This window comes from Kothea flammea (genome assembly GCF_052161645.1).
In the GTDB taxonomy this organism is placed as follows: Bacteria; Planctomycetota; Planctomycetia; order Pirellulales; family Pirellulaceae; genus Laterigemmans.
In genome coordinates this window covers 4,387,776-4,409,797 of record NZ_CP197414.1, presented here as the reverse complement: position 1 = coordinate 4,409,797, position 22,022 = coordinate 4,387,776, and the positions used below count along the sequence as shown (strand labels likewise).

17 protein-coding genes are annotated in these 22,022 nt (G+C 56.6%); 8 read left to right on the top strand and 9 right to left on the bottom strand.

The genetic code is table 11. The features are described from left to right. Window positions 1-35: 35 nt before the first annotated feature. The 5 genes from SH139x_RS16650 to SH139x_RS16630 all read left to right on the top strand — a co-directional run bounded on the left by SH139x_RS16650 (window position 36) and on the right by SH139x_RS16630 (window position 8,664). On the top strand, window positions 36-1,397 hold the full coding sequence (locus SH139x_RS16650) for a Gfo/Idh/MocA family protein (protein ID WP_488350900.1): 1,362 nt from the start codon (window positions 36-38) through the stop codon (window positions 1,395-1,397). Between the two features lie 10 nt (window positions 1,398-1,407). Continuing rightward, window positions 1,408-2,334, top strand: coding sequence for an endonuclease/exonuclease/phosphatase family protein (locus SH139x_RS16645; protein WP_488350899.1), 927 nt, complete (start codon window positions 1,408-1,410; stop codon window positions 2,332-2,334). 97 nt (window positions 2,335-2,431) lie between these two features. Continuing rightward, complete coding sequence (locus SH139x_RS16640; protein WP_488350898.1) at window positions 2,432-4,132, top strand: FAD-dependent oxidoreductase; 1,701 nt, start codon at window positions 2,432-2,434, stop codon at window positions 4,130-4,132. Between the two features lie 95 nt (window positions 4,133-4,227). Beyond that, complete coding sequence (locus SH139x_RS16635; protein ID WP_488350897.1) at window positions 4,228-7,224, top strand: PSD1 and planctomycete cytochrome C domain-containing protein; 2,997 nt, start codon at window positions 4,228-4,230, stop codon at window positions 7,222-7,224. 9 nt (window positions 7,225-7,233) lie between these two features. Next, window positions 7,234-8,664, top strand: a complete 1,431-nt coding sequence (locus tag SH139x_RS16630; protein WP_488350896.1) for a DUF1501 domain-containing protein — start codon at window positions 7,234-7,236, stop codon at window positions 8,662-8,664. A 140-nt stretch (window positions 8,665-8,804) separates the two neighbouring features. On the opposite strand, the gene SH139x_RS16625 is transcribed toward SH139x_RS16630, so the two are convergent. Together SH139x_RS16625 and SH139x_RS16620 are read right to left on the bottom strand one after the other, a co-directional pair. Continuing rightward, window positions 8,805-8,975 carry a hypothetical protein gene (locus SH139x_RS16625; RefSeq protein WP_488350895.1) on the bottom strand — a complete coding sequence of 57 codons (171 nt, stop codon included), beginning with the start codon at window positions 8,973-8,975 and terminating at the stop codon, window positions 8,805-8,807. A gap of 2 nt (window positions 8,976-8,977) precedes the next feature. Further along, entirely contained in the window at window positions 8,978-9,175 is a 198-nt protein-coding gene (locus tag SH139x_RS16620; protein ID WP_488350894.1) for a phosphoribosyltransferase family protein, read from the bottom strand. Window positions 9,176-9,292: 117 nt separating this feature from the next. Between SH139x_RS16620 and SH139x_RS16615 the strand changes: the two genes are divergently transcribed. Beyond that, window positions 9,293-10,441 (top strand): sialidase family protein, encoded by a 1,149-nt coding sequence (locus SH139x_RS16615; RefSeq protein WP_488350893.1) that lies wholly within the window; start codon window positions 9,293-9,295, stop codon window positions 10,439-10,441. Between the two features lie 182 nt (window positions 10,442-10,623). Here SH139x_RS16615 and gap read toward each other — a convergent pair whose 3' ends face one another. After that, the gene (gene gap / locus SH139x_RS16610; protein ID WP_488350892.1) at window positions 10,624-11,652 is read right to left on the bottom strand and encodes a type I glyceraldehyde-3-phosphate dehydrogenase; all 1,029 of its coding nucleotides are present in this window, start codon (window positions 11,650-11,652) and stop codon (window positions 10,624-10,626) included. Between the two features lie 268 nt (window positions 11,653-11,920). Here gap and SH139x_RS16605 point away from each other — a divergent pair, with 268 nt between their 5' ends. Beyond that, window positions 11,921-12,790 (top strand): class I SAM-dependent methyltransferase, encoded by an 870-nt coding sequence (locus SH139x_RS16605; protein ID WP_488350891.1) that lies wholly within the window; start codon window positions 11,921-11,923, stop codon window positions 12,788-12,790. Here the strand turns inward: SH139x_RS16605 and SH139x_RS16600 are convergent. From SH139x_RS16600 to SH139x_RS16585, 4 genes are read right to left on the bottom strand one after another with little or no spacing between them, the layout of a single operon-like run. Continuing rightward, window positions 12,723-15,551 carry a hypothetical protein gene (locus SH139x_RS16600; protein ID WP_488350890.1) on the bottom strand — a complete coding sequence of 943 codons (2,829 nt, stop codon included), beginning with the start codon at window positions 15,549-15,551 and terminating at the stop codon, window positions 12,723-12,725. The genes SH139x_RS16605 and SH139x_RS16600 overlap by 68 nt on opposite strands. A 3-nt stretch (window positions 15,552-15,554) precedes the next feature. Beyond that, window positions 15,555-15,995: an ExbD/TolR family protein gene (locus SH139x_RS16595; RefSeq protein WP_488350889.1), complete on the bottom strand. Its 441-nt coding sequence runs from the start codon at window positions 15,993-15,995 to the stop codon at window positions 15,555-15,557. Continuing rightward, window positions 15,995-16,438 carry an ExbD/TolR family protein gene (locus SH139x_RS16590; RefSeq protein WP_488350888.1) on the bottom strand — a complete coding sequence of 148 codons (444 nt, stop codon included), beginning with the start codon at window positions 16,436-16,438 and terminating at the stop codon, window positions 15,995-15,997. The genes SH139x_RS16595 and SH139x_RS16590 overlap by 1 nt, the downstream gene beginning before the upstream one ends. Window positions 16,439-16,451: 13 nt before the next feature. Next, window positions 16,452-17,222 carry a MotA/TolQ/ExbB proton channel family protein gene (locus SH139x_RS16585; RefSeq protein ID WP_488350887.1) on the bottom strand — a complete coding sequence of 257 codons (771 nt, stop codon included), beginning with the start codon at window positions 17,220-17,222 and terminating at the stop codon, window positions 16,452-16,454. Window positions 17,223-17,685: 463 nt separating this feature from the next. Here SH139x_RS16585 and SH139x_RS16580 point away from each other — a divergent pair, with 463 nt between their 5' ends. Further along, on the top strand, window positions 17,686-18,015 hold the full coding sequence (locus SH139x_RS16580) for a hypothetical protein (RefSeq protein ID WP_488350886.1): 330 nt from the start codon (window positions 17,686-17,688) through the stop codon (window positions 18,013-18,015). A 280-nt stretch (window positions 18,016-18,295) separates the two neighbouring features. On the opposite strand, the gene SH139x_RS16575 is transcribed toward SH139x_RS16580, so the two are convergent. Both SH139x_RS16575 and SH139x_RS16570 read right to left on the bottom strand, forming a co-directional pair. Next, complete coding sequence (locus SH139x_RS16575; protein WP_488350885.1) at window positions 18,296-19,336, bottom strand: sugar phosphate isomerase/epimerase family protein; 1,041 nt, start codon at window positions 19,334-19,336, stop codon at window positions 18,296-18,298. Between the two features lie 82 nt (window positions 19,337-19,418). Continuing rightward, window positions 19,419-22,004, bottom strand: coding sequence for a DNA gyrase subunit B (locus SH139x_RS16570; RefSeq protein ID WP_488350884.1), 2,586 nt, complete (start codon window positions 22,002-22,004; stop codon window positions 19,419-19,421). Between the last annotated feature and the right edge of the window lie 18 nt (window positions 22,005-22,022).

Below are 22,022 nucleotides of genomic sequence, written 5' to 3'. Positions count from 1 at the left end.
GTTTATTTGTTTACTAGCCCCAGGAACGTCTGCACATGAAAAATCAATCAACACGTCGCGCTTTTATGCAGCGGGTCGGTATTGCCAGTGGCGCGATGGCGATGTCGGCTGCCAGCTATTCACGTGTTTGGGGAGCGAATGATCGTTTGCGGATTGCCAGCGTGGGGACCGGTGGCAAAGGCTGGAGCGACTTAATGGGCGTGGCGGCGAGCCCTGCGGTCGATGTTACCGGCTTATGCGATATTGACAGTTCCATAGATCATGTGGGACGCGCTGCGGAACAGTTTCCCCAGGCGGGGCAATTTGCTGATTGGCGAGAGTTGCTGGAGCAGCAGCAAGCATTTGATGCCGTGATTGTTTCCACCCCTGATTTTATGCACGCGCCGATCAGTTTGGCGGCGATGCAATTGGGAAAACATGTCTTCTGCCAAAAGCCGCTGACGCATACCGTCTTTGAGGCCAGGCAAATGCAGCGGGCCGCGGAACGTCAAAAGGTCGTGACGCAAATGGGGAATCAAATCCAGTCGCATACCGCTTACCGCACGGCCGTGAAGATTGTGCACGATGGTTTGTTGGGCAAAGTCAACGCAGTCCACTCTTGGCAAGGGGGCACCCCGAGCTGGCCGCGCGACATTGAACGGCCCCACGGCCGAGACGCGGTTCCTGGTCATGTCCGATGGGACCTATGGCAAGGAGTTGCCCCGCGTCGGCCTTATAAACAACGTATTTATCATGCCTTCAATTGGAGAGGTTGGCAGGATTACGGCACTGGACAGCTGGGCGATTTCGGCTGCCACATTTTGGACCCTGTGTTTAAAGCTTTGGAATTGACCGCGCCGGACCATCTGACGGCAGAAGCACCAGTGCTGAAGCCCGATACGTGGAGCGATCGGGCCACGGTGCGCTATCAATTTCCCGCTACCATTCGCACGCTGGGCCAGCACCTTCAGCTAACTTGGTATGATGCGGTGGGTGCTCGACCTCCTCGGGAATCACTAACCCATATACCAATAAGTTACCAATTGCCAGCAGCCGGCTCGGTATTGATTGGCGAGCTTGGTTCTCTGGTAATTCCCCACGTTGATATGCCCAAATTGTTTCTCGCAGGCCAAGAGGATGTGTTGGACCTCAGTGCCCATAAGATTGTTCCGGTGGAAAGCGTCGATCACTATGTCCAATGGGCTGACGCCTGCCGCGGCATGGCGGTTACAACGTCAGCGTTCGCTTATTCGGGACCGTTAACCGAAACGGTCTTGCTGGGGACGATTGCATTACGGTTCCCCCAAGAAACGTTAACCTGGGACGCGGCCAATCTGAAAATCGCCAACTCACCATTAGCCGATCAATACTTGACGAAAGCCTATTTTTCCGGCTGGGAACCAGATTGGGTTGGTTAAAGATTTGCCGATGATTTTATTGCCACAGGAGTCTGCGAACGTGCGTCACATCATGATACTAATACTGTTGTTGGGTTTTTCGCTGAACGGTCTATCGGCCAGCGCTGAGAGACCCGCCGAATTGAAGATTATCACCCATAACGTTTGGTATGGTTTCACTAAGAAGGGTCAGCCGCGGCACGAACAGTGGTTGCAGTGGATGGCCACTCAACAGCCCGACGTGGTCGCTTTGCAGGAGTTGAACGGATACACGGCGGAAAAGTTAGCGGCTGACGCAAAGAACTGGGGGCACCCGCACAGTGTGCTCTTGAAGGAGGAAGGTTTTCCCACGGGGATCACCTCGCGCTACCCCATTACGGACGTGGCAAAAATTCGCCAGGGCATGCATCATGGTTTGCTACGATGTCGCATCGAAGGTATATGGTTTTACGTGATTCACTTTCATCCGTCCAACTTTGCGCGGCGGATCGAGGAGGCCGGGCATTTGCAGGCTGATATTGCCACGCTGCCCGATGTCGACCCACGAATCGTCTTGGCAGGTGATTTTAATGGATTTTCGCCGCTAGATCGGCGGCGGTATGACAGCGATGATAAACTTGTGCCCTTTTTTGAGATGCTAGATGGTCGCAGTACCAGCGCTCGCAATCTCAACCAGGGCAAGCTCGATTACGGTGGTTTGGAAGCGATCATGGCCCAAGATTTTTTCGACGCTGTGGCTGGTTTTCGAGATGACGCGAAACCGTTCGTGGGAACGTTTCCCACTTCGCTTGTCAGCGATGAAAATCATGGTACCGATCGGCGGCTGGATTACATCTTTGTGAGCCCTAATATGCAGCCCCATCTTGAGTCCGCGGACATCCTGCGTGATCAACGGACGGAGCTGCTGTCGGATCACATACCCGTGCGTGCCGTGCTGAGGTTTGGCCCGGAGGGTTGATTTTTTAGAGCCGAGGCGGGAGCCTCCCCAGGCAGTGTGTTACCAGGCTGGAGCCCGGGAGCAATGTATGATTTCTTACCCACACAGAACACATCCAATGCGTCGACGTAGTTTTTTGCAAACAACCGCTGGCTGGGCTGTGGCCAGCAGCTTACTACCCGCCACGGTTCGCGCGCAGCAAGACAATACGTTGCGAGGAGGATTGCGGGCCGATGTGGTCGTAATTGGAGGCGGACTGGGTGGTGTGAGCGCGGCGCTCGCCGCCTTGCGTGGAGGATTGCGAGTTGTACTGACCGAGCAAACCGATTGGATCGGCGGCCAGCTCACTCAGCAAGCCGTGCCACCGGATGAACATCGTTGGATCGAGACGCACGGCGCGCCGGCTAGCTATCGTCGTTTGCGTGATTCCATTCGTCAGTACTATCGCCAACATTATCCTTTAACTCCGGCCCAACGCGAGTTAACGAATTTGAATCCCGGCGGTGGGATTGTCTCGCGGTTGTGCCATGAACCGCGAGTGGCGTTGGCTGTGATGGAAGCCATGCTGGCCCCCTACCGCAGTGCTGGGCGGCTGACTGTGTTGCTCAACCACCGGCCCATAAAAGCCTTGACAGATCAGCATTTGGTCGAGAGTGTTCGCGTTAGAAACGATGTCACCGGTCGAGAAATAGAGTTGGTTGCCCCCTGGTATGTCGACGCGACGGAATTGGGGGATTTGCTGCCGATGACGGGAACCGCTTTTGTGACGGGAGCCGAGTCCAAAGCGGATACGGGTGAATTGCACGCGGCGGATGAGGCCAAGCCGGAGAACCAGCAAGCATTCACCTGCTGCTTTGCGGTTGACTATGACCCGGCGGGCGATTGGACAATTGAACGTCCCCGAGAATATGACTTTTGGAAAAATTATGTTCCGCAATTGAACCCAGCTTGGCCGGGGCGTTTATTAGATTGGACCTATACGCATCCCGCTTCGCTGCAACCGAAACGGCTGGGCTTTGATCCCACGCAAGCGACCACGCCCGGCGCCTTGAACTTGTGGATGTATCGCCGCCTGCTCGCTCGTGATAAATTCCAAGCAGGTGAATTTGAGAGCGATATTTCTTTGGTCAATTGGCCGCAGAATGATTACTTTCTCGGTAACTTGGTCGGTGTTTCTGAGGAGCAAGCTGAGCAGCACGTCGACCGCGGCAAGCAGCTGAGTCTGTCATTATTGTATTGGATGCAAACCGAGGCGGATCGACCCGATGGTGGTCAAGGATGGTCTGGGTTGCGACTTAGGCCCGATGTGACGGGGACGTCCGATGGTATGGCAAAGTATCCCTACGTACGTGAATCGCGGCGAATTGTTGCTGAGTTCACTGTTTTGGAAGAACACTGCGGACGGCAGAACCGAGCTTTGGTGACGGGGCAACCGGAAGCGCAAGTTACTGCTGCCGAGTATGCCGACTCAGTTGGCGTGGGCAGTTATCACATCGATCTGCATCCCAGCACCGGCGGTGATAATTATATTGACTTTCCGTCATTGCCATTCCAAATACCGCTGGGTGCTTTATTGCCGCGGGAAACAAGAAACCTCTTACCCGCTAACAAAAACATCGGCACCACGCATGTTACCAACGGCTGTTATCGGTTACATCCGGTCGAGTGGAACATTGGCGAGTCGGTCGGGAGTTTGCTCGCTTATTGCGTTGAGCAGCGGCGGAATCCCAGCGATGTGCGGGCAAAGCAGGCCTGGCTGGAGGATTTTCAACGGCAACTGCAGCACCACGGTGTGGAATTAAGTTGGTCGGGCAGTTGATTTCATGACATTTTCCGTCAAACTGGAAGGTGCGGGCATTCCACTGCTTCGCCCCCTCCCACGCCTCACCTTCGCCTCACCTGCGGACTCGCACAATGTTTCGATGTTTGCTTGTTGCCCTCGTCGTCTCTTTTCCCACCGGCGCGTGTTTCGCCGTGGACGCGAAGATTCGATTCAATCGCGATATTCGCGCGATCTTGAGCGACAAATGCTTTGCCTGTCACGGACCTGATGCGGAGACTTTGGAAGGGGGGCTGCGGCTCGATATTCGGGAGGAAGCTGTGGAGACCTCTGCTGCGATCGTGCCAGGAGATGCGGAGTCCAGCGAGTTGGTGCGGCGAATTCTCTCTGCAGAACCGGGCGAAGTGATGCCGCCCCCAGAGACGCACAAGCCGCTGACCAAGGCGGAAAAAGAGCTGTTGCAAAGATGGATTGATCAGGGGGCCGAGTACGAGCCTCACTGGGCCTACGCGCCGATGCGTCGACCGAGCCAACTGCCAGCCGAGATCTCAAGCCCGAGCGAGATGATCGATGCAATCGTCGCGGCTCGTTTGCAAGAGGAGGGTGTTGAGCCAACTCCGCTGGCCGACAAAATCACGTTGATCCGTCGGCTTTCCTTCGATTTGACAGGCATGCCACCAACTGTCGAGGAGGTGGACCGATTTCTGCACGACGACTCGGCGGATGCTTACGAAAAATTGGTCGACCGCATGTTGGCCTCGGCTCGCTACGGCGAACGGATGGCTGTTTACTGGTTAGACCTCGTGCGGTACGCCGACACGGTTGGCTATCACGGGGACCAAAACGTGTCGCAGTCGCCGTATCGGGATTACGTTATTCGCGCATTCAATGAGAACATGCCTTATGACCAGTTCGTGCGTGAACAGTTAGCCGGTGATTTATTACCGGGAGCATCTCTGCAGCAGTTGGTCGCCTCCGGTTATAACCGGCTCAATCAGACAACAGAGGAAGGGGGCTCGCAAACTAAAGAATATTTGGCAATCTACTTCGCCGATCGCGTGCGGAACGTTTCGCAAGTCTTCATGGGGGCCACGGTAGGTTGTGCTCAATGCCATGATCATAAATATGATCCGTATACGACGCGCGACTTTTACTCCTTGGGTGCTTTTTTCGCCGACTTGGAAGAGCGTGGAGTATATGGTGCCCGCAGCCGCCCGCCGATGATCCGTGTGCCGGACCAAATTCTGGAGGCCAAGCTGGCCGATTTTGATCAGCGGATTGCCGGCAAGGAAGCGGAAATCGACCCGCTTGGCAAGCGTCTACTAACAGCCCAAGCAGTCTGGGAGGCCGATGCCTTGCAGAGGCTAGCCGAGCCACAAGAAGTCGAGGTGGTCTGGGTTGACGATGACCAGGGTGTCGCCGGGGCAAAAGATGGAGCATGGAAGTATATTTCGACGGGGCAGGGGCCTGTGCACAGCGGTCACCAGTCGCGACGCCAACAGAGCGACGGCTTGGTGCAGCATCTTTTCCAAGGGGTTGAGACGAATCATACGGTGGCGGAAGATTCCAAGTTTTACGCTTGGGTTTATCTCGACCCCAACAACCCGCCAGCAGCGATCATGTTGCAGTTTAACGATGGTGATTGGAGTCATCGTAAAGTTTGGGGGGGCGATGAAATTGTTTACGGTCGCACGCCTGAAAGCACAGTGGCTTACCGCCGAGCCGGAGGGTTGCCGAAGCCAGGCACTTGGGCCCGGTTGGAAGTCTCCGCTACCGAGGTCGGTTTGGCCGCTGGCAAGAAAGTAAACGGCATGGCGTTCACCCAATTCGGCGGTTCGGCTTATTGGGATAAAGCGGGTGTGTTGTTAATGGAAGGGATGCCCAAAGCCGTCGTGGAGGCGATTCAGGTTGCCAGCGGAGAACGAACTGCCGAGCAGGCGAGCCTAGTTAGCGAACACTATCTCAGCCAAGCGGCCGAGATGGTGGCGCTCAAGGCTGAGATTGAAAGTTTGCGAAAACAACGCCAAGCGGTCTATGATTCAGCACCTGAAACGGTCATTTCCAAATCGGTTGAGCCGCGCACGATTCGGGTGCTGCCGCGGGGGAACTGGATGGATGACTCGGGGCAAATCGTCGAACCGGCAATTCCCGGGTTCCTAGGAACCCTTTCGGTTTCGGATCGTCGTGCCAACCGGCTGGACTTCGCCCAGTGGCTGTGTCGTGACGACAATCCATTAACCGCGCGGACGATGGTAAACCGGCTGTGGAGTCTGCTGTTTGGTCGCGGTATCTGTGCCAGCGTTGATGATTTTGGAGGGCAGGGCAGCTATCCCTCCTATCCGGAATTGCTCGATGGCTTGGCGCTTGAGTTTGTGGATTCGGACTGGGATATCAAGCACATTGTACGTGCGATCGTACTCAGTCAAACCTATCAGCGATCTTCGCTGCCGAGTCAAAGTTTGCAAACACAAGATCCTTATAATGACCTATTCGCCCGGCAACAGCGATTTACGATCGATGCCGAGATGGTGCGGGACACGGTGTTGGCGACCAGTGGGCTGTTGGTGGAGCAAATTGGAGGCCCCAGCGTCAGGCCATATCAACCGGCAGGATATTACGCTCAGCTGAATTTCCCCCGTCGCACCTACCAAGCCGATGGTGGTGACGCTCAATATCGTCGCGGTCTGTACACGCATTGGCAACGGACATTTTTACATCCGATGTTGAAAGCCTTCGATGCGCCCAGCCGTGAAGAATGCACCGCTCAGCGGGCCAAGTCGAATACTCCGTTACAATCGCTGGTGCTGTTAAACGATCCCACGTTCGTGGAAGCCGCTCGCGTGTTCGCTGAGCGAATTATGAGCGAAGGGGGTGAGACGGTCGAAGCACGCTTGCAGTGGGCCCATCGCACCGTTGTATCTCGCGCCCCGAGCGAAGCGGTTCGGGAAACCTTGTTGGCGCTGCATCAGCAACACTTGGCGCATTACGAAAATGACCTCGAGGCGGCGGAGCAGTTGATCGCCACGGGCAACGCCGCGGTTCCCCAAGATTTGCCAGTCGCCGAAATGGCAGCTTGGACCAGCGTCGCTCGCGTTTTGTTGAATCTACACGAAACTATCACTCGTTATTGAGCCCCAGCCATGTCACCATTACTCAACCAACTCGCCCGTCGCACGTTCTTGCGTCGCACGGGTATTGGTTCAATTGCCTTGGCATCGTTGCTGAAATCAGAAGCGATTTCCCAGGCCAATGATTCGACAAAGCAACATGTGGGTGGCATCGGCGGAGTGCTGGCCTCGCCGCATCATCCACCGCGAGTCAAACGGGTCATCCACCTTTGCATGGCTGGAGGCCCGAGCCATCTGGAGACGTTTGACTATAAGCCGATGTTGGCCGAAATGGACGGCAAACAAATGCCCGAGTCGGTCACGGCCGGACAACCGATTGCCCAGCTGCAGGGCCAGAAGTTGACGGTGATGGGGCCCCAACATGGATTTACCCCGCGTGGGGAAAGCGGTTTGTTGGTCTCTGATGCGTTTAGTCATCTAGGCAAAGTAGCTGATGAAATGTGCGTTGTTAAATCGATGCACACTGAGCAAATTAATCACGACCCGGCGCACACGTTCTTCAACACGGGCACGGCGATCAGCGGGCGGCCCTCAATGGGTTCCTGGGTACTCTACGGGTTGGGCGCTGAAACCGAAAACCTACCCGGGTTTATTGTGTTGACCAGCGAAGGTGGCGGCCAAAGTCAACCGATCAGCTCCCGCCAATGGCACTCGGGGTTTTTGCCGAGTCGCTTCCAAGGAGTGCAGATGTACTCAACGGGCAGCCCCGTCCATTACGTCAATAATCCCGCCGGCGTGGGGACCAGTCAGCAGCGAGACATTGTCGACGCCGTTAGTAAGATTAATTCGTTGCGTAATCAGGAATTGCAAGATCCGGAGATTACGACTCGCCTGGCCGGTTACGAGATGGCTTTTCGGATGCAAGCTTCAGTCCCCGAATTGACCGATATGTCAAACGAGCCGCAGCATATTGTGGAGCAATATGGATGCACCCCTGGTGATGGCTCGTTTGCCAGTAATTGTTTACTGGCACGCAGGTTGGCCGAGCGCGGTGTCCGTTTCATTCAGTTGTATCATCGGGGATGGGATCACCACGGTGGTGTCAAGAATGGCGTCGCGCAAACGGCCAAGCTGGTCGATCAAGCCACCACCGCTTTAATTCAGGACTTAAAGCAACGTGATATGCTGAAGGATACGTTGATTGTTTGGGGCGGGGAGTTTGGACGCACGCCAATGGCACAAGGAAGCGGACGGGATCACCATATAAAAGGATTTTCAATTTTCTTGGCTGGCGGGGGCGTCAAGGGCGGTACCAGCTACGGGGCGACCGATGAGTTTGGCTACAACGCGATTGAGGACAAGGTCCATGTCCGTGACTTTCACGCCACCATGCTGCATATGTTGGGGATTGATCATCAGCGTTTGACTTATAAGTTCCAAGGACTCGACTTTCGTTTGACGGGAGTGGAAGAAGCTCATGTGGTAAAAGCACTGCTTGGTTAACGTAGGTGCCTCCAAGGTTAACGAAACGTGCGTTGTTCGTTAGCAACCACCACCCGCGCTGGGGATTGCCCTTGGACCGCTTACACGGCCGCCAGCATCGTCGAGCCCGTTGCCAGACCATCATCAACGAGAATTACCGTTTAGTCGCGGAGCTGTGGTGCGGGCCGATTGCTTCGATAGGCTCGTTCGCGTCGCTCAAGTCCGATCAACTCCGTGGCGGCCACTTCGGAGATCTGTTCATGGGTAATGTCAAATTGCTCGACAACCGATTGATTGACCACCTGGATGCCGCCACTGGCGATGGCCGCCATGGCTAGTTCCGAATGCCCGGCACTCCCACCTTGCGAACCAAGATAATGTCGAGCGTCGCGTTCAGCACTTGGGCAATTTCCCAGGCTACAGGTACACCACCGCGTGGCAAGGCAAACACCACTACGTCCTGTCTGTCGGCATAAGCATCCAAGTGGGCGGCGAGCTGTTTACCAGCGTCAACTCTATCGCGGAAAAGCATTTGGGCACTCCTCGGGAGCGATCGGAAAATAAGTGTCGAATTTCTCTTTGGAGAGCGGCAACGTGTAAGATATGCCGTCATTGATTGACAGTTTGCGAACCCCAGGAGTTGATTCTGATGCGACGATTGACTAATTGGATTCCCCTTGTAATAGCTGTTCTGGCTGGTCCTTGCATGTGTCACCTGGGGGCGATGGAACCTCCGTTGCAGCACCTTGATCTGGATGATCGCGTGTCGGGGCAAGTTGTGGTCGATCGCCAAGCGGGGCAATATTTGGGACATCCCACGACTTGCTTGTTGGAGGATGGGAAGACGATTTTGTGTGTCTATCCGCAGGGGCACGGTCGTGGTGCGATCGTCTATAAACGCAGCAACGACGGTGGTTTAACGTGGAGCGAGCGGTTGCCCACGCCCGCCAATTGGACCACTTCGCGGGAAGTGCCGACGCTGCATCGGGTGGTCGATGCAGAGGGACGCAAGCGACTGATTATGTGGTCTGGACTTTATCCGGCTCGTCTGGCAGTCTCGGAAGACGACGGGGAAACATGGAGTGAGCTGAAGCCGGCCGGCGACTGGGGCGGGATTGTGGTCATGGGTTTCGTCGAGCCGGTGGGGAAATCGGCGGGTAACTATTTGGCGATGTTCCACGACGATGGTCGTTTTTTTGCTAGCAACGGAGCGAGAACCCCCGAGTTTCGACTGTTCAAAACCTTTTCCAACGACGGGGGGCTGACTTGGTCATCACCCACCGTGGTTTATGAGTCGGACGCGGTGCATCTCTGTGAGCCGGGTTGCATTCGTTCACCAGATGGCAAGACTTTGGCGGTGTTACTGCGAGAAAATTTGCGACGAAAAAATTCGCACATTATTTTCTCGCGAGACGAGGGGCAAACCTGGTCGGAGCCGCGGGAGTTGCCGCTGGCTTTGACTGGCGATCGGCATGTGGGAAAGTACGCCCCTGACGGTCGCTTGTTTATAAGTTTCCGCTGTAACTCCCCCGTCGACGCCCGGCAGCAACGTCAATTCGAGGGCGACTGGGTCGGCTGGGTGGGGACCTGGGAAGATTTGATATCGGGTGCCGATGGCCAGTATAGCGTACGGCTGAAAGACAACACCAAGGCCTATGACACCGCGTACCCGGGTGTGGAAGTGCTGCCTGATGGGACGATTGTTACCACAACGTACGGACATTGGGACGAGGGCCAACCGCCTTATATCTTAAGCGTCCGCTTGCAGTTATCCGATTTGGATAAGATGGCCAAGTGATAGCTGTTAGCCGTTTGGCTGTTTGGCCGCGGTTCTCGTTTTGAGCGGAACTAATCACCTGCAACCAAACGGTGGCTAGCGCCAAAACCGCTAACCTAATTGTGCCGAGCAGATAAAAAAACCTCGCCCCGGTGCAGGGGGCGAGGTTGGTAACTTTGATACGATTCAATCTGCAGGATCGCTTAGAGCATTTTGCCGAGCATCGCCACCAAGTCGGCGGTGCGGCAGCTGTAGCCCCATTCGTTGTCGTACCAGCTGACAATCTTGACAAACTTGCCGTTGTCGCCCAGCACTTGGGTGAACGGTGCGGCAAAGATGCTGCTGTGGGCGTCACCGATGATGTCACCGCTGACGATCGCATCTTCCGTGTAGCAAAGAATACCTTTCATGGGACCTTCGGCGGCTGCTTTCATGGCCGCGTTGATCTCATCCTTCGTGGCCGCTTTGCCCAAGTTGCAAGTCAGGTCGACGACGCTGCCGGTCGGCACGGGAACTCGCATCGCGATTCCGGTCAGTTTGCCTTGCAGCTCGGGAATCACCAAACCGACAGCCTTGGCGGCGCCGGTTGAAGTGGGGATGATGTTTTGCGCGGCGGCCCGCGAGCGATAAAGGTCGCCGTGCGGTTGGTCTTGAACTTTCTGATCGTTCGTATAAGCGTGGACCGTGGTCATTAAACCCGATTCAATCCCGAACGTATCGTGCAAAACCTTGGCGACGGGAGCCAAGCAGTTGGTTGTGCAACTGGCGTTGCTGACGCACTTCAGATCCTTGGTCAGCTTGTCATCATTGACACCCAACACGCAGGTCAGGTCGGCACCATCTTTGGCCGGCGCACTGAGCACAACTTTCTTAGCGCCAGCGGTCAAGTGACTGTCATATCCAGGTTTACCGTTGGCTGCTCGGCCAGTGAAAAAACCAGTCGATTCAATCACCACGTCGATGTTGTGTTCAGCCCAGGGAAGGTTGCCAGGGTCGCGTTCGGCCAAGGCATGAATTTCTTTCCCGTCGACAATCAGGGCCTTATCGTTGAAATCAACAGTGCCGTTATAACGACGGTGGATACTGTCATACTTCAACAAAGTGGCGAGGGTTAGATTGTCGGTCAGATCGTTGATCGCGACGACTTCGAATTCGTCACTGCGCTCCATCAGCTTGCGAAAAGTAAGTCGGCCGATGCGCCCAAAACCGTTGATTGCTACTCGAATTGCCACTGGTTTCCTAAACTCCAAAATTCATGGTTGTGGGAATGCGACGCGAAGCTACAGCGGATGAAACCGGCCGATCGCGAGCACGGGGGTTGATTGCGAGGCAGGGATGATCTCCAAAATAGAGCTAGCACCTCGCCAGGCTAGCGAATTATAGCGGCGCAAGGGAAACTCACTCCAGCCCCCACACATTCGAGTCTTTTGGCGAACGGCAAGCGGCAGCCAAGTCTGTACGCCAACAGTGAAAATATCCTCCCTTGCAGGACCCTACGGTTTGTCGAAAGCACCGCAAGTCAATATCCGCGTTCGTCCGCCCGACTGGAAATTGCCCCCCGGCGTGGCCCCCGGCACCTGGGATTATGCCCACAGCGACTCGATCGCGGACGATTACGAGGCATTTTTAGCATCCACACCGCTTGCGCAATTGGATTTAAGCTGGTTGGCTGACATGTTGCCGAAAGCTGACCGGCCCGCAGCCATGGTTGCCGATTTGGGTTGCGGCACCGGGCGTTCCGCGGAGCCCTTGCGCCAGCTCGGTTATCGTTTGCTGGGTATCGATCTCAGTCAACAAATGTTGCGTCACGCGGCGCAGCAGGGAGCGACTTGGAGCCCCGCGATGCGACCGTTATTGGTCCGCGCGAATTTGGTTACTTTGGATTGTCTTGCCAGCGGCTGTGTTGATCACGCGATCTGTTTGTTCAGCACTTTGGGGATGGTCCGTTCGCGTGCTCACCGTCGCGAGGTGTTGCGGCAGGTGGCTCGAATTGTGCGACCGGCAGGCAGGTTGCTGCTCCATTGCCACAATCGCTGGGCCGCCTTGCGGGATCCCGGGGGAATGGCGCATCTGTGGCGCTCTTGGTGGCATGCCAGACGCGATCCAGTGGCCGATTTTGGCGATCGCACCTACGCCTATCGCGGGTTGCCGAACATGTATTTGCACAGCTTTGGCCGTCGCGAACTCGCCCTCGACCTGAAAGCGGCCGGATTGCGGGTTGAGCGGATGGTGCCGTTGCGGATCGAAGGAGATCGGCAGCTGCCCGCCGGCTGGTTTTTCGGCGGTCTTCGCGCCGGCGGGTTCATGGTGCTTGCTCGGCGAACCGCTGATACTGGTTCCGCAGCTCCGCCGACGTTGGCGGCGAAGTGAGCAAGATGTATCTAGCCAATTTGCTGGCCTCCGCGGAATCACCAGCGTCACGCAACGCCGCGGCGGTGGCCAATTTCGCTTGGTGCCAACGATCAGAGCCGGGCGGCAGTCCAGTGGCATAGCGATTCCACAATTTCACCGCTTCGGCGGCGGCCGCCGGGTTGCCCAAGTTCGCTAAAGTTTCCCCCGCGTGTGACAGGACTTCGCCAGGCTGTCGAGCTTCGCTGAGCAGCCCCGTGAACTTGTCAAACGCCGCTTGCCAGTCACCCGACCAAGCCAACGCGTCAGCCTGGATCAATTGGTAACGTCTGGCGAGTCGTGGCGATAGCGTTTCGCTGGCTGTCGATTTTCCCGTGGCTGAAATTCGCAACATTGCTCGCCCCAATAAGCTCCTCAACTCAGCGGCATTGCGGGCATCTTCATGCAACCGCTCCAACGCCAGCAGCTCGATTTGATCGCGATCGGGGAGTGCCGGCGGGGAGAGCGCCAGCGCCTCAGGATTGATCCCGTCGATCCGCACGCGGCGGAGATCGTGAGCAAATGCTTGTGGTGATGCATCACCCACTGATTGTTGCTCGGGGGCAGCGATCCAATAAGATTTGAGTGCCGACGGCGACAACGTCAAGGCTGCCAGCAGGGCAGATTCTTGTCGCAAGCGAGCTTGCTGTTCAGCGTCGCCAATCTGCAACCCACGGCTCAAGCGATCGATGTAAATCTGATCGCTCTCTGTTTGCTCCTGACCAGCAGTCTGATTTTCAGCGGTTTGATTTTCAGCCCTACGGTTCGGATCCGAGGCTGTGGTTTCAGGCGTATCCAAAGTTGGCTGCGGGGACGACAGCTGCGGGGACGGCGTAAAGTCCAACCAAGCGATCGCTTTGGCGCCCCATGCGGCCCGCGGCTCGCCGCTGGGAAGGGCCAGCAACGATTGCCGCCAAAGAATTCCCGCTTGCTCGATCGCGGCTGGCCACTCAACAGCGTCGGGTGGCAAACGCAACGTGGTCATGGCAGCCACGGCCGGACGATCAGCAGCGGCAAATAGCTTGCTGGCCCACTCGCGAACTAGCAGCAATTTTTCTCCGCTGGGCCACAGCAGCAATTGATCGATCAGAGTGGCTTCGAGTTGCCCCACCAGTTGCTGCTGACTCGATGGTGGTGTCGTTGCGTTGGTCTCAGCGGAGTTGCCTGCAAGTGAGTTGCGGTCCCGTTCCGCGGCGATCAATTCTGACAAGATGCGAGCTGATTCGAGGTGAATTCTTTCGGCGCTCGGTCGTCGGGGAAACTGCCTGGCGATTGCCGCGAATTGATCCGCCGCCAACTTGTTGCGTTCCGCTTTGTACCAACAGGCAGCAGCTTGCACGCCGAAACGAAAGGCTTCGTCGGGTTGGCTGGTGTTGGCTGCTAACTGGGAAGCTTGTTGAAACAAATTCGCGGCTTCGAGCAGTCCCTTGGCATCGCCACTGCGGACTAATTGGCCCGCTTGGGCTGCCAGCAGGGTTGCGTTTGCTTGCTCGGGATTAGCCCGCAAAGATCGCAGCATGACGCTTTCCCCGAGGCGACGCCCGTATGCACCGTTGCGGCGCCCAATGCTGGTAACCCAGTCGGTGATCTGGCGTTCCGCAGTCGCCTGATTGTAATTCTGGTTGCCGGCGGGCGCCGTCATTTCGGAAATCAGCCATTGCAGGCGAGTCAGATCGAGCTCCAATGAGCGGGGTGCTGTTTGGGGACTGTCTCCGTAGTAGTCAGCGAGCCAGCGGCGGACCAGATCTCGGTTGCCCAGCTGCAACTCCGCGCGCAGCCACTCGGCAACGGTGGCAGCATCCGCAACGCCTTCGCGAACCGGCGGAGCCAACAAGGCGGCTGCTTGCCGTGCTTCGCCGGACAACCGCGTGGCGCGGGCCAGCATCCGCACCACTTCCATTCGTTGAGCCGAATCGGCGGGCAACGATTCCAACATGCGCCGAGCAGCTCGCGTGGCGTCGGTGGCTGCCGCCAACGCATCCGCCGAACCCTCGGCAAAGGTCTTGCTTTGCAGCAGCAAACCAGCGGTAATTCGTCGCCGCGTCGTCCTTTGCAATTGCAGCAGATCGTTGGCGTGGGCCAAGCGATTGTCGTTGAGATCGGCTCGCAACCGGGGAGCCAGCGGCATCAATTCATCGAGCTTTGCTTCCAGCGCGCGGAGGTCGGTTAAGGTGCTGCGCAGCCCGGCGGCAAACCGTTCACGCAGCTGTTGATCGGCCGGGTTTGCCAACAACAGCAACGACCTCAGTTCGGCTTGCGATAAACCCACCAATAGCCGTTGCAGCTCGAGCCACGGAGCGGCTGGTTGATCTTCATAACCTCTTAAGGCGTCCTGCAGAGGTTGCACAGCCAATTCCCACTGTGCGTCCGACTCCTCAGCAGAATTACGTAACTTGGCTACCGTGACAGCCGACATCCGCATTGCCCAGACCGCCCCGTCGAGCGTGCCGGGAGCCGCCGTTTTCAGCTCCCGCTGACAAATAGTTTCAGCATCTTCCAAGTACCCTGCTTGTAAGCAGGCCTCGATCAAATCAGCTTCACGATCAGTTGTCTTGCGCCCCGGCGCTTGGCCCGCGGTAGCTTGGCCTTTGGCGGTTAGCGTTGGGCCCGCTGCCAACAGCCCAACCGCGCAGCCGAACAACAACAGCACTCTCGCTCGCGGGCCACCAAGTCGAGAGGCACCAAATTTGACGGCGCCAGGTGGTTGCAAAGCACGCTGGATCAGCCAGGAGTCACACGGCATTGGTTATTCCTCCGCGGCGAAAAGCACCCGCGTTAATCCCGCGGCGCGGGCCAAGTCATAAATATCGATGACGGTCCCCAGCGGGATCGCGGGATCGGGATCAACGACCACCGGCGGTTGGGCCCCCAGGCTGACGATCTCCCGCAAACGTTGACGCAAGGTTGTTACGTCCGCGATGGGGTTGCCGTTCAGCGTCAGCTGGGGTGCTTCCGCCGAACCGGCAACGGTGATCACTAATTCGTCAAAGGCATCGGGCGGGGGGGCTGTGGATGGCTGATCGCTGAGGCCAGCCGGCGGTTCGGCCAACGAGCTGGGAAGATCAAACTCAGGTAGTTCGAAACTGCTGGTCCACAGGAAAAACACCAGCAGCAAAAAAACGACGTCGATCATGGGAGTCATTTTTAACTCCAGCGAGCCGCCCCGATTATGGTTGGGCAATCGCATTAGAGTCCCCCTCGCGATGCGGCTGTTCCGCTGGGCTGGTAGACGGCGATCGAAACGTTTGGCAAACCGGCTTTCGCGGCCGCTCGCAAAACTGGCTCCAAGCGATCGTAGGTAGCAGCCCGTGCCGCTCGCACTCGCACCAGCGCGCCCGACCCTTGCCGCTGCTGATAGCGACTCAACGCGGCGGTTAATCCAGCCACGTCCACTTGTTGAGAAGCGACGCGCCAAGAGCCATCCTGGAGAATATTTACGGTCAGTGCGGAAGCTTCCAAGTCGAGTGGTTGGTGACTGATTGCCTCGGGCAGTTCCAACGGAATTTGCGATTCCTGACGGGCCAAATGACTGCTGACCAAGAAGAAAATGATCAGCAGAAACACGACGTCAATCATCGGCGTCATGTTGTTGGCGAGCTCTCGGTTCTGGCCGTTGTGGGGTAATCGCAAGGGGATGGGTTCCTCAAGCTTTTGGTGGCGGTTGTGTGGTGCCGCCACGTTTGGTTCCCGGTCGCCGCTTAATCGGTCCCAAAGCGTGTTGGCTTTCGTAAGCTGCTTCCGCAATCAAACCGTCGACCCGGTTGCGGAATATTGCGAAGGCACCGAGGGACGGAATCGCCACGACCAATCCACCGACCGTGGTCACCAAGGCTTGATAGATTCCCTCGGCCAAATCGCCAGCGCTCGCTCCACCTTGAGAACCGGCTACTTCTTGAAAAGCAAAAATCATCCCGGTGACGGTGCCCAACAAGCCAACCATCGGAGCAATGTTGCCAATCACTGACAGGTATTCAATTCTCCGCATCAGCCGTGAAGACTGCTCGGCCAAAGCATCCTCCATCGCTTTTTCAACTTGAGACCAGCCGAACTCCAGTTCCGTGAGACCGTTGTGCAGCACGAAACCGAGCACGCTGGGAGAACGCCGACAAGCGGCGTCGGCTTCTTTGACGCGACCGGTCAATAAAGCTTGGCGGACCGCTTCGGCTAATCCGGCGGGTAAAATCTCGTTGCGCCGCAGCGTCATGATTTGATCAAACACCAGATATGCTGCGGTGATACTCAAGGTCACCAACAGCACCAAAATCAGAATCCCCGTGATCCCGCCGCTGAAGACAATTTGCCACAAACCGCCCCCCGTGGGCGCAGCCGCGGAGTCTGGTGTGGCGTCCGGTTGGCCCAAGAGGGAGGCCTGCCAGGCGAAAGAACTAAGGTACGTGCCCATGGATGCGGACATTCGGCGTTAGCGGGGTCGAGGGAATGATGAAACCGTTCGGGACGCGTGCCCGTCCACACGCCATCCTATCGCACTTGTCGCCTCCTGTCGTCCGGGTTTCGCAGGTGTCCTATCATCCGGGCTGTTCCGGCCGCTAGGGTCCTAACGGCGTGGGGCGGTGTTGACGCTCGCACCGACGGTTCACGTTCTTCCCTATATGCTCGTAGCGAGCGATGTTCCCGCCAAGACGCGCGGCGATTCTTTTTTAGTGTTCCGGGGCTTGGCCGCCCGATGGTTACTTTCGGAGCACGAGTCGCCTCGTTGCCCCGAGTTGCGTCACCAGCCCGTCGCGGGCGGTTACTTGAGCCATGCCCTGACTACGTACCCTTCCAATTTCGTAGATGGCTTAAAGAAAGACCGCCCGCCGCACGTTGTGTGTCGATTCCCAATCTCGCCTCTCCCCTTCCCGCTTGCGGAGGCATCCATGGCTAAGAAAGATACGTTTCGCGTCGTCACTCGTGCGGGTGATGGCACGCTGATGATTAGAGATTACCCCGATTCTGAATCGCTGCTCCGCACGCACGCTCAAGTCGGTATTGACGATTGCAGCACTGATCTCGATTTGCGGGGATTACCGGTATTTCGAGGATTGATCGGCCCAATGCCCGAAGGCAAAAATATCATCCGCTATGAAACGCCCGAGGTTTTCGAATCGTTGACGAAGGAATGGGGTGCGAACAAGCCCCGCAGAAGAACTCGCCGCAGAGGTACCGCTAGCGATTCGGCGGAGACAGCGGCGGCAGCGAATGAATAGGCGACTGGTGCTGAAGCTAACGATTTAGCACACTCAATTCGCACGTTCGCCGCTGAAGATCACGCGTTTTGGCGCTCACAAACTCACTTGCTTGCCCCACTCAGCGTTCGCCCCGTTCAGCACCGCTCGCGAATGGGGGCGCGACCAGCCTCCAAAGATCTGGTTCGCGCCCCCATTCGTCTGGCACTGATGAGTTGCGTGTGGCGACCGCTGTGGCGTTCCTTCCTGCGGCAGCGGGAAGGTAACCAGTTAGCAGAGTCGAGGAGATGCTCTAAGAAACTTACAGGGAAACGCCTGGCACCGAAGCTTCGTCATCGGAATCTTCACTGATTTCATCTTCGACACCATCGAGTTCCGCTTTGTCGTCATCCGCTTTGACTCGCGGTGCGCGACTGCGACCTTCCAAGGCGTCATCGTCGTCCATGCTGTACATGGTTTGGATCATGTCCATCGGTCGTGGTTCGACGGTCAATCCAGCGGCGCGGAAGATATTGTCGATACCCTCTTGGGCTTTGTTGACGATCGACTCGCGGGTTTGGCCTTTAGCCTTAGCGGCTGAGGCACAAGCCAACACTGGGCCAGCGAAGTTGTTCTCGGCCAGCCACTTGATGATGGCAACTTGATCAATCGTGCCGTCAATTACTGGGACGCTGCGGTCGCTCAATTTGGCATCGGCGGCGGTAACATCGGGGGTAATATCAGCCAGCCGCACGATGCACACGCGAGACGGATCGATACCGTGCAATTGTTCCAGCGTGCCACCACCCACGTGCCAGTGCCAGCTGTCGATGATGAAGCCAACGTGCTCTGAAGAAACACTGCCGACGAGCGACAAGAAGCTATCCACGTTGCGAATGATCTCGAATTGTTTGCCATCGATGACTTCGCTGGCGGCGTTGAAGCCGACGCCCAGCTTGATGCCATGTTGACCGAGCACTTCGCCGATCTTGGCGAGGCGATCGCGGAGAATATCAAAAAATTCGGTGACCGGCATGCGATCGGTCGCTGGGGGCAGCATTGTGAATGCCCGTTTGACTTCTAATTTCGCGGCAGTTTCGGCAACCGCTTGGAGACCTTCCAGTTGGGTCGCGAAGGTGGCGTCGTCGGCATCTAAGTTGACGTCGGCATTGAAGCCGCCGATGAGAATATCGGCAGCTCGCAAATACTTAGACGCATCGTCAAAATCAGTCCGCTGACTGCGTTTGACCATGTCGGTCATGTCAACGTCGATACCCCTGAAGCCGTAGGTCAGCGCCAGTTCGATCAGTTCGCTCTGGCGACCGGAAATTCCTAACAGGGGCGCGGAAAAATTCTTGTACACGTCAAACGTCTCCTATGTTCGGTTAGTAGAATCGGTGAGTATCGCACACCGGAGGAATTTTCGCCAAGGGGGGAATTCGCAATTAAACGTCCAGGTTGCGGACATCCAACGCATGCTTTTCAATAAAGTCGCGTCGTGGTTCGACTTTGTCGCCCATTAATAGCCGAAACATCTCGTCGGCCGCACCGGCATCATTGAGATTTACTTGCACGAGCGTTCGATTTGCCGGGTCGAGGGTCGTTTCCCGCAATTCCTCGGCATTCATTTCGCCGAGACCTTTAAAGCGAGTGACTTGCAAGCCTTTTTCACCCGCCGCACGCACTTCGGGGAGCAATTCGCGGAGGTCTTCCAAGCCGCGTCGTGATTCGCCCCGAACCAGCTCGAAGCGGGGCACGGTCATGCCGGTCCGTTCTTCGGGGATCAGATCTTGAACGTCAAACTGCATTTCCCGCAAATCTTTGAGACCCGAATTGATCGTTCGCACTTCATGCAACTCGACCAAGTGCACGGCTGGCTTATCAATTTTGGGCGGTTGTGCTTCGCCGCTGGCCGCACCATCGGCTTCACCACTCCCATCCTCAGGTGTCTCCGGCTCTTCGTCCGGTTCCAAAGATAACCCGCGAGACTCTAGCAATTGCTCAACTTCCGCTTTGTCGGCAAACCAGAAATCTTCCACGCCGACAAACAGGTGGTAGGGTGGCATCCGACCGCTGACCGGGTCTTGCCGCTCCGCATGGGCCTTGAGGTTAATCCCCCGACGTTCCAAAGCGATGATCGAGTCTTCGATGGTGGCGAGGGCCGCACAAAGTCGCCGCATTTCGTCCCCATCGAGCCGCCGGCCAGTGTCGGATTCGAGGGCTGAATCTTGCAAACCACGATCCAACAGTTGGGTCCGCATTTCATCTTCAGTTTGCACGTAATATCGCTTCTGTCCGTGCACGACGCGATACAGCGGCGGCTGAGCGACGAATACGTGTCCGCCGGCGCAGAGCTGGTACATTTGCCGGTAGAAAAAGCACAGCAACAGCGTACGAATGTGGCTGCCGTCGACGTCGGCGTCAGTCATGATGATGACTTTGTTGTAACGCCGTTTGGTAAGATCTTGATCGACGCCAATCCCCGTGCCGATGGCCTGGATCATCGACTGGACTTCTTCATTCGCCAGCACCTTATCTTCACGGCTTTTGTAAGCGTTGATGATCTTTCCGCGCAGCGGCAGGATAGCTTGGAATTCCCGCATCCGTCCCCCCTCGGCCGACCCGCCGGCCGAGTCACCTTCGACGAGGTAGACTTCGCATTCTTCCATTTTTTTGCTAATGCAATCCCGTAGTTTGCCAGGCAAACCGCCGCCACCAAGCGCGTCTTTTCGCTTTCGCAGCAAATCTTTCGCTTTTCGCGCCGCCTCTCTGGCCTCGGCCGCGAGCAGCCCTTTGCGGACGATCGCTTTAGCGGTCCGTGGGTTTTCCTCCAAGTACTTCGACAACAATTCGCCGACAGCCTGGTTGACCACCCCTTCGACATCGTTATTGCCAAGTTTCGTTTTCGTTTGGCCTTCGAATTGTGGGTGCGGAACCCGGACGCTGATGACAGCCGTCAGCCCCTCGCGAAAGTCGTCGCCCCCCGGGGTGATGCCTTTGAATAAATTTTCTTTACGGCCGTAGTTGTTCAGGGTTCGCGTCAACGCGGAGCGGAAACCACTAACGTGAGTGCCCCCTTCGATCGTGTGAATATTGTTGACGTAAGACTGCACGGTTTCGGTAAATTCAGTGCTGTATTGCAAAGCGATTTCATATTGAATCGATTCTCGCGTGCCGCTGAACAAAATCACGTCACTGTGCAGCGTGTCGCTGGCCCGATTCAAGTGCTCGACAAATTCCACGATCCCGCGGGTGTAATGGAAATCGCCCGATTCGCCATTCCGCTCGTCGTGAAACTTAATTCGCACTCCCGAGTTCAAAAACGCTAGCTCTTGTAAACGTTTGAACAAAGTATCGAAGTTATATTTGGTGACTTGGAAAATCTGCGGGTCAGGTTTAAAGGTGGTTTTTGTCCCCACCTTTTTTGTCTCCCGGCCTTTCTTGACCGGTCCCATCGGGACGCCACGTTCATACTGCTGCGTGTACACGAAGCCGTCACGACTGACTTCGACTTCCGCCCACTGGCTGAGGAAGTTCACCACGGTCACGCCCACACCGTGCAGACCGCCGGAGGTTTGATAAGCGCCTTTTTGAAACTTGCCACCAAACTTCAACACGGTCATAACGCCTTCGAGCGTCGTCACGTCGCGCTCGAATTCTTCCGTTAATTGCTCGTGCAAATCGACCGGAATCCCACGGCCGTCATCCTCCACCGTGACGCTGCCGTCGGTGTGCACGGTAACCGAGACGTGTTTGGCAAAACCGGCCATCGCTTCGTCGATCGAGTTGTCGACCACTTCGTAAACCAAGTGGTGCAGCCCTCGCGAAGTGGTATCGCCGATGTACATGCTCGGCCGCTCACGTACGTGCTCCAAATCGGAGAGGTGCTGGAGGTCAGTCGATGTGTATTCGCTATTGGCGATCGGCAAACTGTCAGACACTGATGGGCTGGAATCCGGCGATACGGACGACGGTTGAGGGACTGAGGAGTCGGAAGGTTCCGTGGATTCTGGCTTGTCAGCTTCACTCATCGATGGTCGTCTGTGAAC

Bases quoted from the DNA above. Each gene is read 5' to 3' on its own strand.
- SH139x_RS16650 (WP_488350900.1), top strand. From the start codon at position 36: ATGAAAAATCAATCAACACGTCGCGCTTTTATGCAGCGGGTCGGTATT.
- SH139x_RS16645 (WP_488350899.1), top strand. From the start codon at position 1,408: ATGATTTTATTGCCACAGGAGTCTGCGAACGTGCGTCACATCATGATA.
- SH139x_RS16640 (WP_488350898.1), top strand. From the start codon at position 2,432: ATGCGTCGACGTAGTTTTTTGCAAACAACCGCTGGCTGGGCTGTGGCC.
- SH139x_RS16635 (WP_488350897.1), top strand. From the start codon at position 4,228: ATGTTTCGATGTTTGCTTGTTGCCCTCGTCGTCTCTTTTCCCACCGGC.
- SH139x_RS16630 (WP_488350896.1), top strand. From the start codon at position 7,234: ATGTCACCATTACTCAACCAACTCGCCCGTCGCACGTTCTTGCGTCGC.
- SH139x_RS16625 (WP_488350895.1), bottom strand. From the start codon at position 8,975: ATGGCGGCCATCGCCAGTGGCGGCATCCAGGTGGTCAATCAATCGGTT.
- SH139x_RS16620 (WP_488350894.1), bottom strand. From the start codon at position 9,175: ATGCTTTTCCGCGATAGAGTTGACGCTGGTAAACAGCTCGCCGCCCAC.
- SH139x_RS16615 (WP_488350893.1), top strand. From the start codon at position 9,293: ATGCGACGATTGACTAATTGGATTCCCCTTGTAATAGCTGTTCTGGCT.
- SH139x_RS16600 (WP_488350890.1), bottom strand. From the start codon at position 15,551: ATGCCGTGTGACTCCTGGCTGATCCAGCGTGCTTTGCAACCACCTGGC.
- SH139x_RS16595 (WP_488350889.1), bottom strand. From the start codon at position 15,995: ATGCGATTGCCCAACCATAATCGGGGCGGCTCGCTGGAGTTAAAAATG.
- SH139x_RS16585 (WP_488350887.1), bottom strand. From the start codon at position 17,222: ATGTCCGCATCCATGGGCACGTACCTTAGTTCTTTCGCCTGGCAGGCC.
- SH139x_RS16580 (WP_488350886.1), top strand. From the start codon at position 17,686: ATGGCTAAGAAAGATACGTTTCGCGTCGTCACTCGTGCGGGTGATGGC.
- SH139x_RS16570 (WP_488350884.1), bottom strand. From the start codon at position 22,004: ATGAGTGAAGCTGACAAGCCAGAATCCACGGAACCTTCCGACTCCTCA.